We start from the raw sequence: 15,559 nt of genomic DNA on the forward strand, positions 1-15,559 counted from the left end.
TAAAAATTTAAACAAATGAAAAAGATACATATATTATTAATTCTGGCGCTGGTTATCACGGCAGGATTATTTAGTTGCGGAGACAACGAAGACTTTAGCAGTATGCACGTCCTTACGGACGACGAGATTGCTGAAATAGCTCGCCAGGATTCGATTGCAGAGGCTCAGAAAAACATGATCAATGCAGATCTGATCCTTGAATATTCAATGGACATTACCATTAGTGCAAGCTTGTACGATGGTGGTAGTTTAGAAATTGAATTGGATAAAATTGCTGAAGCATTTGGTATTACTGAAGAAGAATTAATTGCAGGTATTGCTGGCGAAAGCGGAGCCCCTGAAATTAAAGGTTTTGCTATCGACGGATCTACTCACAATGATTTTGCGAGTGCAGCAAACACCAACGCTCCTTGGGGACACTGGTGGGATGCTGAAGGTGATGTAGTTGATTATGGCGATGATGCAATGGTTTTTGCTGAATTCTGGCCTGAAGATGCCTATTTTACAATTGGTCAATTTCCTGGTCATCTGGTAGAAGGACAACAGGTTGTATTCATTGAAGGATTGAAATACAACGAAGTTCGTGTTGCTGTTGTAGTTACTGTTAATGCTACTGTGCCGGGTGCTGTTGTGGCCGATGTGGTAAGCGAGCAGGATATTACAGTTGATGTAACTCCGAAAAGTGTTTACGATGCACAGCCGGTTGATTTCGACTTGGATGCAGTATTGAGCGATTTGGGTATTTCATCGATGGATGAAGTAACATTCTTAGGTGTTAACGCCGATGGTTCGTATGCTCAGGAAGCTGAAACCGGAAATGGTTTCTGGTACAATGCCGATGGTTTTGTAACTACTTACTCAACCGGCGACCAGACCGTTTATACAAACTATGGCGACTTTGAAGCTAACCAGATCAGTCTTGGTCAAATGCCAGATGTTGTAACTGAAGGTATGAACTTTACGATCAAGTACGGTTTCATGGTAAATAGCAAAATCGTTATGCTGAATTTAACAGTAAACGCAATTGGTTATATCGATCCTGAAACAGCACCTGAAGGCGATCCTGAAAGTGTAACAATCGATGTTACATTAAGCAAAGAATACACTGACGATTATGCAAGTGTAACCTACGATATTCAGGAAACATTGCGTCAGGCATTTAAAATGACAACGTACCAGATTCACATGGCAATTAATTCAGGAGAGATCGTAGTGTACAACGGCGAGATCGCTGATTCAGTAACATACACTGCTGATGTACCTGGATATTGGTTAGCTGCTGATGGTTCTGATGTTCCTTACGCCGATGGTGTTGTTTGGACAAGTATCGGACACAGCGAAACTGAGCTTTACCTGTTCGGTGGTAACCACCCTGCAAACGCAGTAGCCGGCGATGAAGTTACAACTACTTACATTGTTGAATACAATGGAACTACTGTAACAATAAACTTAACATTCAGCATTTTAGCTGATAGCTATGTTGATCCGGAAACAGCTCCTGCAGGTGATCCTGAAGATTTAACAGCGACAATTGCATTAAGCAAAGCATATAGCGACGATTATGTACCGGTAACTGAAGATGTAAAAGAAACATTACGTCAGGCATTTAAAATGACTACTTACCAGATCCATAAAGCAATGCAGGACGGAACACTTAAACTTTATCAAGGTGAAGTTACTGAAGCAGATCCTGCTTACACCGCTACAGGTGTTGGCTACTGGCTGAATGCCGATGGCGCTGCTGTTGGTTACGCAGAGGGAGTTGTTTATTGTGCATTGGAACATAGTGAAACAGAGTTGTTCTTAAGCGCGGGTAACCACCCTGAAAATGCGGCTGCCGGTGATGTTGTTACAACAACCTACATTGCTACCTGCAACGGAGGTTCGGTAACTTTTGATATTACATATACTGTAGAATAGATTAATATTTATAATGATTTTTAAATCAATATTTAAAGCGCATAAGTCGGAGAAATCCGGCTTATGCTCCTTTACCTTCCTGTTTATTTTTTTATTCGTTTTTGCTGCCTGCGGAAACGATAGTGTAACTCCTGATCCCGATCCGGAGCCTGATCCGGTTGATACAACCACTACAACACCTCCGGTTGATACCGTTGTGGTGTTAAGCGAATCAGACGTTACGGATTATGAAAAATTTTATAAGCCCGGCGAGTTTGTCAACATGGATTTTTTGCGCGGCGACAGCAAATGGTCGTTCGTACGCAGCAAACAATCGGAGCACTTTATCGTGTTCTGGGAACCACAATTTGGTTTAGATCCGAATGCTGCCAGTGTACCTGAAGCACTGCGCGTAGATATTGACGATCTGTTGGAAAAGGCTGAATCATTCTTCGATGTGAACGTAAACACATTGGGTTTTGCCGAACTTGGAGCAGGTAAGTCAAACCTCGATAAGTATAAAATGGAAATCTACTTGTTGTACCAAACCGAGTGGTTGGCAACGGGTAGTGGATACGATGATATGATTGGTGCGCTTTGGGTAAATCCGAGTACCTGTAAGCCTGTAGGTTCTACAATTGCACACGAAATTGGACACAGTTTCCAGTACCAGGTGTATGCAGACTTACTGGCCTATGGCGGAATTCCAAACGAATTTAACCGTGGTTTCCGATATGGTTTCGGTGGTAACGGCGGAAACGGCTTCTGGGAGCAATGTGCACAGTGGCAGTCGTTCCAATCGTACCCGGTTGAAGCTTTTCAATCGTATAACTTTGGTGTTTATATGGCTAATTATCATCGTCACTTCGGTCACGAGTGGCAGCGGTACGCAAGTTACTGGTTGCAGTATTACTGGGCTGATAAACACGGCATCGACTTTTTGGGCAAATTGTGGCGCGAATCAGTAGGACCGGAAGATCCGATTGAAGCCTACATGCGCATAAACGGTATGTCGGTAGCCGAAATGAATAACGAACTTTACGATGCGGTATCGCATTTAGTAACCTGGGATATTGATGCCATCCGCGAAACCGGAAGCAACTATATCGGACAGTTTGAATATAAATTTTACACAGCTGCTGATGGAAGTTACCAGGTAGCATACAGCAAATGTCCCGGAACAACCGGATACAATGTAATCCCGTTAAATGTTCCGGAAGCCGGTACTGTGGTTACCACAAAATTTGCTCTTCTGCAGCCGGGATCAGCTCTTGCAGCCAACGACCCCGGAACTTACGACGAAAACGGTACGTCAATGACGACCTCGAACTATAATCCGGGCACACTCACCAGAGCCGGGTTCCGATATGGTTATGTGGCATTGCTCGAATCGGGCGAACGCGTTTACGGCGAGATGAACCGTAAATTGTCTGCCGAAATCGAATTTACCGTACCCGAAGGTTGCGAACGTTTGTGGCTGGTAGTTTTAGGTGCTCCTTCATCATACGAATCGCATGGTTGGGACGAAAAGGAAAGCAACGACGACCAGTGGCCTTATTCAGTGAGTTTCACCAATACCGATTTATTAGGAAACGTAGTTATCGATCCGAATGCCGATCCGGAAGATCTGACATTGACTTACGACGTTTCGTTTCCGGCTGATGCGGAAAATTATACAGGTGACTACGTAAACTTGAATACCAATGGCGATATAAACAAAGTGGTTCAGGCTTTGGCACTGCAACCATCAGAAATTACAGGCGCGTTATTAGGTATCGGTGCAACACCACAAGAAGGTAAAATTGCCTTTGCAGCTGTTCAGTCGGATGGTTCGTTAAGTTACAATTTCACGGCAAACGACTACGGATTTTGGTTCGATAGCAATGGCGACGTAATTGGCTGGGGTAACGACAACGACAGTAAAGTATTTAGCGAATTTGCCGTTGGTACTTTCGAGTTCCATATTGGCCAGTTCCCCGGAAAATCAAGCGCCGGTGATACGTACACCATAAAAGAAGCTTTGGTTTACCAGAAAGATGGTACACAATACCAGGTAACATTTGTATTTAACGTTACAATAAATTAGCACATTGTTGAGTAAACACCTACATATTAACCGGAATTTTAAATCGTTGTTTTCGATGGTGTTCATCGTCGTAATCGGCCTGACATTTACACGTTGTAATGAAGTCGATTTGAATGATGATCCTGTTGAAGAAACAGAAGTAGATATATATAAGGTAGCAACGGTTAATATTGTAACTACCAACAATGCTGATATAGTATCAAAAGAAGATTATACCGGTTGTTCGGTAGAAATTAGATCAGAGAATGAGAAATGGAATTTTTCGGGTACCGGAAGTGTCAGGGGGAGAGGTAACTCTACCTGGTTGTGGTACCCGAAAAAGCCCTACCGGATTAAGCTTGATGAGAAAGCTTCAATCCTGGGTTTAGGCGAAAACAAAGACTGGGTTTTGCTGGCCGATTATCGCGATCCAACTCATTTAATGAATGCTTTTGTATTCACCATTGGGCAGAAACTTGAAATGCCTTTCACCAACCATATTCGTTATGTAGAGGTAACTGTAAACGACGAATATGTTGGACTGTACTCGTTAACCGAACAGGTTGAAGAGGGAAAAAGCCGCGTGGCTATCGACGAAGACAATGGATATTTGTTGTCGCTTGATGCCGACGATGGCCCGGAACTGGCACCCGAAGAAAGCGACAATTTTTGGTCGTCGGTTTACCACATGCCGGTTTGTGTAAAAAATCCTGATATTGATTCAAACGATCAGCTTGATCAGATAAAAGCAGAATTTGCTTCGTTGGAAACGGCCATAAAAAATGCCGATTACAGCGAAGTGGAACAACTGCTGGATATTCCTTCGTTTATCGACTTTATGTTGATTCAGGAGTTGGTTTACAATGTTGAGGTTGCTGCTCCACGAAGTATGTATCTTCATAAAGATGTAAACGGAAAATGGACAATGGGGCCACTGTGGGATTTTGATGCCGGCTACGATTTTGATTGGGGAACCATGACCACCGGGCATAACTTTTTTATGGATCACCGCGAGTTGGTTTTGGGCACTTCGCCACTGAATCATACCGGAGGATATGTTGTTCCTGGATTTTTCACCGACCTTTTCAGGAGCCAACAATTTGTTAGCGAGTATAAAACACGATGGCTGGCCATCGAAGATCAGATAATGAGCGATTACTGGCCGGCAACTTATGCTTATGCCGAAGCATTTTCGGAAGCCATGGCACGCGATGCCGCGCGCTGGCCCATTAATAAGAATAACGAAACCGAGATTTTGCGCATGAAGCAATGGTTAGCTACACGGGTTAACTATCTAAGCTCGGTAATAAATAACTACCCTGCAGGCACTAATTAGGCCATTTGGGCCGGAACAAACTGAATGTTGAAATCGTACGTTTGAAATATATAACAGAATTAATCAATCAATTATTAAAATACAACTTTAACGAGTTGAGTAACAAATCAATTAAATAGACATACAATGAAACCAAAGAATATTCTTTTCTTTCTGCTGTGTTGGAGCCTTACGATGAATGCGGGAGCATTTGCATCAACTGCTTCCTCTGATTCGATAGACGTTAAAAAAGGTTCGCTCGAATTTTCTACACCCGATTTCAATATCGAAATTTTAAAATCATCGCATACAGTTGCCGGATTACACCCGGTTTCGGAGCCTAAATTTGATTTTACCCCGGGCGAACTGTTGGCCAAAAGAAATAAAGCAGGTTTTTATCACCTTGGCGATATTAACTTCCGTGTAAAATCGGAAGGTGCTAGTGACTGGACTTCGTTTTCATCAGCTGCATCGCGCAAAAGTGTTAAATCGGTAGATCCTAAAAACGATAACCAACTGGCCGTTTCCGATCTCAGCAGTGTTTTAAAAGACAGCCCTGTACAAGTGTTGCGTTACTGGGAAAAGAAAGACGGACACCTTGCTTTGCGTTTCGAAATCAAAAACACTTCATCAGAAGCTGTTGAGATTGGTGCGCTGGGAATTCCGCTGATTTTCAACAATAACCACGACAGAAAAACATTGGACGAAGCTCATGCCGAGAACGTTTTCTATGATCCTTACATTGGTATGGATGCCGGTTACCTGCAGGTAATTCGTTTAAAAGGTAGTGGCCCGGTTTTATTAGTATTACCTCTGGAAAATACACCTTTTGAAGCGTGGAACCCACTGCTCGACGATCCAACTCCACGCGGAATTACTTTCGAAGGTTTCCACGAATGGATGCCTTTAACAAAAGCTTACGCTGAAAACGAGTGGAAAGAAGCCACTCCATGGAACACTCCATCATCAAAAATATTAAAACCGGGAAAATCGGTTAGCTACGGTGTACAGTTTGTACTTACTGATGCGATTAAAAACATCGAACCTGCATTGATCGAAAACGATCGTCCGGTTGCATTTGGTGTGCCGGGATACGTTGTGCCGCAAGATGTAAATGCCGATTTGTTTGTAAAGTACAGCCAAAAAGTAAAAAGCATGCAGGTTGAACCTGAAGGTGCGCTGGAACTGAAAAAACTGGAAACAACTGAAAATGGTTGGGTAAAATATGCTGTTGCCGCAAAACAGTGGGGGAGATCACGTTTAACAATCACTTATAAAGACGGTTTAACACAAACCATCAACTACAAAGTTATTAAACCGGAAGAGCAGGTTGTTGCCGACAACGGAAACTTCCTGATGACAAAACAGTGGTTTGATGACGAAAACGATCTTTTCGATCGCGGTCCGTCGGTAATCACTTACGATTACGAAGAGCAAAAACAAGTAACTGAAGATAGCCGTGCCTGGATTTGCGGATTGAGCGACGAAGGTGGTGCCGGTGCATGGTTAAATGCCGTAATGAAACAATTGGTTCAGCCTGACAAAAAAGAGATTGCAATGTTGGAAGATTTCGTTCAGAAAACAATCTGGGGCGGAATTCAATACAACGAAGGTCACGAAAAATATGGTGTTCGCAAAAGTATGTTCTACTACGAGCCGGATTCAGTGCCTGCAGGAACTTACAGCAAAGATGTAAATTACAATACCTGGGCTGCCTGGGATAAAAAACATGCCGAAACTGTTGAGCGCTCATACAATTATCCGCACGTTGCAGCTGCATATTGGGTAATGTACCGTTTGGCCCGCAATTACGAAGGTTTGGTATCGCAACAAACCTGGGATTGGTACCTGATGAGTGCCTACCAAACATCGATGGCAATGATGGAGTTGGCACCGTATTACGCACAGTTCGGCCAGATGGAAGGTAGTGTGTTTGTTCACATTTTAGATGATTTGAAAGCTGAAGGAATGTGGGAATACGCCCGCAAACTGGAAGGTGTTATGAAAGGTCGTGCCGATCACTGGGCATCGTTAAACTACCCGTTCGGTAGCGAAATGCCTTGGGATTCTACAGGTCAGGAAGAAGTTTATATGTGGTCGCGCTACTTTGGTTACGGCGAAAAAGCTGAAACTACATTAAAAGCAATTTTGGCCTACATGCCAACGATCCCTCACTGGGCATACAACGGTAATGCACGTCGTTACTGGGATTTCCTATACGGAGGTAAACTTTCGCGTGTTGAGCGTCAGATCCACCACTACGGTTCGGCACTGAACGCCATCCCAGTGTTATACGAATACAAAGAACATCCTGAAGATCTGTACCTGCTACGTGTTGGTTACGGTGGTTTAATGGGATCGATCTCAAATATTACTGAAGATGGTTTTGCTCCTGCAGCATTCCACTCGTTCCCTTCTACATTGAAAAACGATCCAATTTCGGGTGACTACGGAAGTGGTTATTACGGTTATGCTGTAAACACATCAACTTATTTAATGCACAACGACGAGTTTGGCTGGTTGGCTTTTGGTGGTAATATCACCGAAAACGACGATGTAGTAAGAGTTGATTTAACTACAGCAGCTAAATCGGGAGTGTATGTTGCCCCGCTAAAAATGTGGGTAACATTAGACGCCGGTAAATTCAAAGCTTTCACATACAACCCGTCAACCGGAAAAGTTGTGGTTGAATTGGAAGAAGCTAACGATTATACACCAAACGCTTATTTGCGCATTAAATCATTCGACGAGGAAACAGTGGCAAGCGCAGTTGCCGACCTTGAGAAAAATGAGCGCGGACAATATGTAATTCCACTTAAAAGCGAAGTGGTAGAAGTTGCGTTGAATTAATCATACAACAAAATAAATTCCGCAGCGGCCCCGGTTGCTGCGGAATTTACCTCATAGATTAAAAATCTTTGTAAAGCAAGATCCATTCTGTTTTCGCTACCGGCGGTAAGGTTTTCTATTGATATTCCGGAATGGATCACCTGTTCTAATCACAAATATTTACTCCTCTTTATAACTGAAAAATCAATCATTATGAAAAGAATTTACTTATTAAAAATTCCATTACTGTTATTTCTGACAGTCGTTTTTCAGCTCCCCGGTTTTGCAATGTCTGCAAATCAAGCTGAAAACGATAGTATCAATATTGCTTTAATCGCAACTCCAAGCACTTCGTTTGTTTCGGGGTGGGAAAACCTGAATGCTGTGAACGATGGATTTACTCCATCAAACTCAAACGATAAAACGAATACTGCCTACGGAAACTGGAGTAACCCGGATTCGTATCAGTGGGTGCAGTACGACTGGAATCCTGCATATCTTGCAACATCAGTTGAAATTTACTGGTTCGACGACAACGGCGGTGTTTTAACACCCGACGAAGCTTATATCGAAGTTTTCGACGAAGATGCTAACGACTGGGTAAAACTGGTTGATGTTCCTTGTGTAAAGGATCAATTCAACAGCGCTTCGTTTCCCGAAACTGCTGTTTCGAAACTTCGTGTAACCATGCGTAATTACACCGAGTCAACCGGAATTCTTGAGTTTAGAGTTTGGGGACGCAGCCTGTCGGGTAGTACCGATATTGAAGCGCCTTCTTCTCCGGGAACTCCTGAAATCGTAAATATTTCGCAGACAAGTATTGCCATTTCGTGGGATACTTCAACCGATGACGACGAAGTTACCGGTTACCAGGTGCTGTTGAATGACTCGGTATACAAAGAAGCTCCTTACCACATGGCAACCATAAGCGGAATGCCACGTAACGAAATGTACATGATCGCTGTGCAGGCGGTTGATGCTGCAGGCAACGTGTCGCGACCAAGCGAAGGTGTTTGGGTATTTTTTGGTGATGAAGAGCAGGTGGCTGAACCATTTGCATGGCCTAATTTCTCTCCAACTTTAAATTATAACTTCAGAGATGAATATCCTACATTGGAAATGCCTACAAAAGACCTCGATGATTGTCCGAGTGTAGTTGGAACGCAGTCATCAGGATGGTGGACATTTAAATGGGGACCAAACAAACGTTCGGAAATTACCGAAGCCGCCATTACTCCAATGTTGGAGCGTTTAAATAAAGACTTTGCTTATTTCCGCGACACCATGGGATGGCCACCGGACAAACGTGCCAAAGAAGGTTACAGAAGTGCTGTTTACCTTTATGGCTCAGGTTTATGTACCGATGATGCTGATACAACTGCACTTGGTGGATGGCAGGGCGCCATAACTTACCAGAATGAAAGCTGGCCGATGATTTTGGCTTCGTATTACCCGATTTACAGTTTCGATCCTGCTTGTCCTTACGGTGATCGTGAAGGACAAATGGGGGCCATGGTTCATGAAGGAATTCACGCTGTACTGGCCGATATGCCGGGCGCTAAACAAGCTGCATGGTTCCATGAAGGTGGAAATACCTGGTTACAACAGGAAATGGAAGCAACAAAAGCGCAGAGTTATGACGAGATGGGATTCCTGAACGCCGGTGCATATATTGCTCCGTTTATGCCTATTGAATGTTACACTGGTTGGTTGCAAGACGGAAGTTTTGGCGGACCAAGTGCCGAAGGTGTGAATATGTTCGAAGGAAGCCAGCAAATTTGTACTTGGAGAACCTTGCTTGGAGGTAACCAGTACGGAAATACTTTCCCAACTTTCCTTGGTCAGGCTTTGGGCAAAGGAAGTATTCCATGGATTTGGCAAAACTGCCCTGAACGTGTATTGGAAGGTATGGCTGCCGGTATTGGCGACATGCAAATTCGCCGCCTGATTATGCAGTACCGTGCTAAACAAGCGCTAATTGATATGGGCGAATGGAGTGGAGCCATCAAAAAATTACTCGATGGCAACATGGGCGGAACCATTGGCGCTGAGTGGCAACCAAGCTGGATTCAATGTACACCGTGGAGAGCTACTCCGTATGCAAAAACATGGATGCGCGATACCGAAAATAAAATACTTACTCCGGAACCAAGAACTACTCCGGGATGGTCGGGTGCTAACCAAATACCATTATTGGTTTCAGGCACACAGGTAGAAGTGAACTTTATGCCGTTGGGTAAAAACATGACTTGTCAGTTGGTTTACCGTGCTACTGATGGAACGCCTGTTTACAGCAAGCCTGTATCAAGCGGATCGTGTAAACTGAACTTGGACAAAGCGCCTGCAAATGGTGTTGTAATTGCTGTAATTTGTAACACCGACTATGTTTACGAAGGCGAAGAAACACGTAAAGCGCACTTCGACTACCGTTTGCAATTGGTTGAAGGTGTTGACGGAACTGCCAGCGTAAATAAAAAATGGTACGATTACAACTCAACAATCATCAACGTTCCTGATCCGGTTGAGCCATTCCCAACAGAAGGTGCTCTTTACGATCCGAATCTAACTACCGGCGCCGAAAATATTTCTGTTGGCGACAAAAATCATTCGTCAGTGGTTTATCCAAACCCGATTGCCAGCAACGATGTGTTAAAAATCGACTTCAAAGATCAACTATCTGTTAAGAAGGAAGTTCGCATTATCGATGCAAGGGGAAATATTTTGTATGTTCAACAGGATATTCAGTCCGACCGATTTGAAATTCCGTTGGAGTCGCATTTAAAACAAGGAATTTACTTTGTTAACGTGCGCACAGATGAAATGAATGACACGCATAAATTTTTGGTTCGGTAACGTGACCGGAAATCAATTTCGTGTAAAAATATAAATTGAAAATGAAGTTGTTTTTATCCGTAACCATAGTTTTACTGCTTGCTTTTGCAGGCAGTAAAACTTCTGATCAAATCACAAAAGAAGATTATGCAAATGCCGATTCAGTGATGAAACTCGAAGAGTTGGTTTACGATCAGGTTGCTGATATTACCTGGATCGATTCATCACCTGAATTCTGGTATCGGATTAAAACACGCGATGGAATGGTGTATCAGTTGGTTGATGCACAAAAGGGCACAAAAAAACTTGCTTTTGATACCAATAAACTGGTTGACGCCCTGAACCAGCAATTGGATAAAAAAACTTCTGCAAAGGAGTTGATTTTAGAAGACCTGAAATTCGATCAGGATAAAAAAACAATACAGTTTAATTTCCAATCCAAAAGTTGGAAATGTGAGCTGAAAAAGTACTCACTGGTAAAAGTTTCCGATCAGAAGCCGGAAAGAACTCGCCCGTATTGGGGCAGCTTTTTCGATGAAAAAGGTGGCGACCCTGTGGTTTCTCCGGATAAATTGTGGACCGCGTTTATCCGAAGCGATAATGTTTACATCCGGAACAACGAGGATAACGAAGAATACCAGTTAAGTTACGATGGCGCGCCGGGCGATTTCTATTCGTCGTATATTTCGTGGTCGCCCGACTCGAAAAAGCTGGCTGTAAATCGCGTTCGCGACAATGAAAAACGCCAGATTTACTATGTGGAATCATCCCCCGATTCGCAACTACAACCGATCTTAAGAAAAAGAGATTATCAAAAACCGGGCGACGATCTGGCCATCAGACGTCCTTGTTTATTTGATGTAGAAAGTAAAAAGCAGATTCCTGTTAACACAACTGCTTTTGAATTTCAGTATAACCTTTCCCGATTAAAGTGGAGAAAAGACGCTTCAGCATTTACTTTCGAATTTAACCAGCGTGGTCATCAGGTTTACCAGGTGGTGGAAGTAAATGGCGAAACAGGCGAAGTTCGTATACTCGCCGGCGAACACAGTAAAACATTTATCGACTACAGCGGAAAACGTTACCGTTACGATTTGGAAGAAACCAACGAAATGCTTTGGGCATCGGAACGCGATGGCTGGAACCACCTTTATTTGATCGATACGAAAGACGGTTCGATAAAAAATCAGGTAACAAAAGGCGAGTGGGTAGTGCGTAATGTGTTGCATGTTGATGCTGAAAACCGTACCATTTACTTTTATGGTTCGGGTAAAAACAGCGACGAAGATCCATACTACCTGCATTGCTACAAAGTAAATTTTGATGGTAGCGGATTAATCGATTTAACGCCCGAGAAAATGAATCACGAAGTTTCATTCTCTGGGGATTTTGATTATTTCACCGATACCTATTCAACAGTTCAAACACCTCCTGTAACAGTTGTTCGTTCTTCTCTTGACGGCAAAGTTCAGGTAGAACTGGAGCAAGCAGATATGTCCGAATTATTAGCGGCAGGATGGATTGCTCCGGAACCGTTTGTGGCAAAAGCCCGCGATGGCAAAACCGATATTTGGGGAAATATTTATCGCCCTACTAATTTCGACGAGAATAAATCGTACCCAATTATTGAATACGTTTATGCAGGGCCACACAGTTCGTTTACGCAGAAAAGTTTTCAGGCAGTTCACAGTGCCTTTTCAGCATTTGCCGAACTTGGTTTTATCATCGTAAAAATGGATGGAATGGGCACCTCAAATCGTTCGAAAGCATTTCAGGATGTCTGTTATAAAAACCTAAAAGATGCCGGTTTCCCCGATCGTATTTTGTGGATAAAAGCCGCAGCCGAAAACTACAGTTACATGGACACAACTCGTGTTGGATTGTTCGGAAGATCGGCTGGTGGACAGAATACCTTATCGGGTCTTTTGTTTCATCCGGAATTTTACAAAGTGGGGGTTTCATCTTGTGGATGCCATGATAACCGTATGGATAAAATATGGTGGAACGAACAGTGGATGGGATATCCGATAGGACCTCAATACGAAGAATGTTCGAATGTGGTAAATGCGCATAAACTGCAGGGAAAACTAATGTTGATAGTTGGAGAGTTGGATGAAAATGTTGATCCGGCCTCGACAATGCAGGTGGCAGATGCACTTATAAAAGCAAATAAAGACTTTGAGTTGGTAATAATTCCCGGGGCAAAACATGCCTTGAGCGGACGATACGATGAACGCAAAATGAGCGACTTTTTCGTTCGGCATTTTTTGAAGCAGGAAACACCGGATTGGAACGCGGTAACATCAAACTAGAAAAGTACAGATCACAGAAATGTGAAAATATAAAGTCAAATGAAACAAATTTTATTCATCTCATTAATTCTTCTGTCTGCTTTTGCAGGCAATACAGTTTCTGCGCAACTCACAAAAGAAGACTACGCACAAGCTGATTCTGTAATGAAACTCAGGGACTTGGTTTACGATCAGGTGGCCCAAATTACCTGGATCGATTCAACGGATGTATTCTGGTACCGTATAAAAACGCGCGAGGGTATAAAGTACCAACTGGTTGATGCGCAAAAAGGATCGAAAAAAACTGCTTTTGATACCGATAAACTGGTTGAAGCGCTTAATAAGCAACTCGATAAAAAAACTTCTGCCAAAGAATTGTATTTGAGGGATCTGAAATTCGACGAGGATAAAAATACGATTCATTTTAATTTTCAATCAACAGACTGGATCTGCGATTTGAAAAAATATGATCTGAAAAAAGATACAGCCGAAAAAGAAGAGCGATCGAATGATTACTGGGGAGGATTTTTTGATGAGAAGGGAAATGACCCGGTTCCATCGCCTGACAGTGTTTGGACAGCTTTTATACGAGAAAACAACGTTTACGTAAAGGATAACAAAACAAACGAGGAGTTTCAACTGAGTTACGATGGAGCACCCGGCGATTTTTATTCGTCGTATTTTTCATGGTCTCCTGATTCAAAAAAACTGGCGGTAAACAAAGTGCGCGATGCTGAAGAGCGCGAGATCTTCTTTGTTGAATCGTCGCCAAAAGACCAGTTACAGCCTATTTTGCGCAAACGCGATTACCGCAAGCCGGGCGATGCCATGCCGATAAAACATCCGGCATTGTTTGATGTGGAAAGCAAAAAACAAATTCCGGTAAATACCGATGCTTTTGAACACCAGTTTAGTCTCACCAACCCGCGATGGAAAGATGATGCTTCGTCATTTACTTTCGAGTTTAACCAGCGCGGGCATCAGGCCTACAAAGTTGTAGAAGTGAATGGCGAAAGCGGCGATGTTAAAGTATTGATCGACGAGCAAAGCAAAACATTTATCGATTACAGTGGAAAACGTTACCGCTATGATCTGGAGGAAAGCAACGAAATACTTTGGGCATCGGAACGCGACGGATGGAATCATCTTTACCTGATCGATTCGAAAACCGGGGAGGTGAAAAATCAGATCACAAAAGGAGAGTGGGTGGTTCGTCGTGTAATAAAAGTTGATGACGAAAACCGTACGATATTCTTTTACGGATCGGGTAAAAACAGTGACGAAGATCCTTACTATTTGCATTGTTACAAGGTGAATTTTGATGGTAGCGGTTTAACCGATCTTACACCGGAGAAAATGAATCACGATGTGTCGTTTTCAAAAGATCTGAATTATTTTACCGATACGTACTCAACGGTTGAAACGCCACCATTTACAGTAGTTCGCAGTTCTGTTGATGGAAAAGTTTTGGTGGAGCTGGAGAAAACAGATATTTCAGATTTGCAGGAAAAAGGATGGATCGCTCCTGAGCCGTTTGTGGCAAAAGGCCGCGATGGAAAAACCGATATTTGGGGAAATATCTACCGCCCAACCAATTTCGATGAAAATAAGAATTACCCGATTATCGAATACATTTATGCCGGCCCGCACGATTCGTTTGTTCAAAAAAGTTTTAGCCCGGTTAGTTATGCTTTCTCAAGCCTTGCCGAGTTAGGTTTTATCATTGTTCAGATGGATGGAATGGGAACATCGAACCGTTCGAAAGCTTTCCAGGATGTATGTTGGAAAAACCTGAAAGATGCCGGTTTTCCCGATCGTATTTTGTGGATAAAAGCCGCTGCTGAAAAGTACAGCTTCATGGATACAAGCAGAGTTGGTTTGTTTGGTGCGTCGGCCGGCGGGCAAAGTACTTTGGGAGGTTTGTTATTTCATCCTGAGTTTTATAAAGCCGGAGTTTCGGCCTGTGGATGTCACGATAACCGCATGGATAAAATCTGGTGGAACGAACAATGGATGGGATACCCTGTAGGACCTGAATACGCAGAATGTTCGAATGTTGAGAACGCCTACAGACTGCAAGGTAAATTAATGCTGATTGTTGGAGAAGTAGACGATAATGTTGATCCGGCATCAACCATGCAGGTTGCCGATGCATTGATAAAAGCTAACAAAGACTTTGAACTGGTGGTGCTGCCTGGCGTAAACCACACACTTGGAGGAACGTATGGCGAGCAAAAGCGCCGCGATTTCTTCATTCGTAATTTTCTAAAAGAAGAAACACCTGATTGGAATGCTGTAAAATCAAATTAGCAAATTATAAAAACTCTG

7 protein-coding genes are annotated in these 15,559 nt (G+C 43.0%); all 7 read left to right on the top strand.

Annotated elements, in window-relative coordinates; all coding sequences use genetic code 11:
* Nucleotides 1-15 precede the first annotated feature (15 nt).
* The 7 genes from QZ576_RS04695 (at nt 16) to QZ576_RS04725 (ending at nt 15,541) form a co-directional block, all read left to right on the top strand.
* Nucleotides 16-1,920, top strand: a complete 1,905-nt coding sequence (locus QZ576_RS04695; protein WP_297094585.1) for a DUF4859 domain-containing protein — start codon at nt 16-18, stop codon at nt 1,918-1,920.
* Nucleotides 1,921-1,933: 13 nt separating this feature from the next.
* Entirely contained in the window at nt 1,934-3,985 is a 2,052-nt protein-coding gene (locus tag QZ576_RS04700; RefSeq protein WP_297094587.1) for a DUF4859 domain-containing protein, read from the top strand.
* Between the two features lie 7 nt (nt 3,986-3,992).
* Complete coding sequence (locus QZ576_RS04705) at nt 3,993-5,300, top strand: CotH kinase family protein (protein ID WP_297094589.1); 1,308 nt, start codon at nt 3,993-3,995, stop codon at nt 5,298-5,300.
* Nucleotides 5,301-5,426: 126 nt separating this feature from the next.
* A complete protein-coding gene (locus QZ576_RS04710) occupies nt 5,427-8,129 on the top strand; it encodes a DUF5695 domain-containing protein (RefSeq protein WP_297094591.1) in 2,703 nt (900 codons plus the stop codon).
* 192 nt (nt 8,130-8,321) lie between these two features.
* Nucleotides 8,322-10,961, top strand: coding sequence for a T9SS type A sorting domain-containing protein (locus tag QZ576_RS04715; RefSeq protein ID WP_297094593.1), 2,640 nt, complete (start codon nt 8,322-8,324; stop codon nt 10,959-10,961).
* A gap of 41 nt (nt 10,962-11,002) precedes the next feature.
* A complete protein-coding gene (locus tag QZ576_RS04720) occupies nt 11,003-13,252 on the top strand; it encodes a S9 family peptidase (RefSeq protein WP_297094595.1) in 2,250 nt (749 codons plus the stop codon).
* A 39-nt stretch (nt 13,253-13,291) separates the two neighbouring features.
* Nucleotides 13,292-15,541 carry a S9 family peptidase gene (locus tag QZ576_RS04725; RefSeq protein WP_297094596.1) on the top strand — a complete coding sequence of 750 codons (2,250 nt, stop codon included), beginning with the start codon at nt 13,292-13,294 and terminating at the stop codon, nt 15,539-15,541.
* Nucleotides 15,542-15,559: the final 18 nt, after the last annotated feature.

Source organism: uncultured Draconibacterium sp. (genome assembly GCF_913060805.1).
Classification (GTDB): Bacteria; Bacteroidota; Bacteroidia; order Bacteroidales; family Prolixibacteraceae; genus Draconibacterium.

Coding starts and splice junctions, on each gene's coding strand:
- QZ576_RS04695 (WP_297094585.1), top strand. CDS start 16: ATGAAAAAGATACATATATTATTAATTCTGGCGCTGGTTATCACGGCA.
- QZ576_RS04700 (WP_297094587.1), top strand. CDS start 1,934: ATGATTTTTAAATCAATATTTAAAGCGCATAAGTCGGAGAAATCCGGC.
- QZ576_RS04710 (WP_297094591.1), top strand. CDS start 5,427: ATGAAACCAAAGAATATTCTTTTCTTTCTGCTGTGTTGGAGCCTTACG.
- QZ576_RS04715 (WP_297094593.1), top strand. CDS start 8,322: ATGAAAAGAATTTACTTATTAAAAATTCCATTACTGTTATTTCTGACA.
- QZ576_RS04720 (WP_297094595.1), top strand. CDS start 11,003: ATGAAGTTGTTTTTATCCGTAACCATAGTTTTACTGCTTGCTTTTGCA.
- QZ576_RS04725 (WP_297094596.1), top strand. CDS start 13,292: ATGAAACAAATTTTATTCATCTCATTAATTCTTCTGTCTGCTTTTGCA.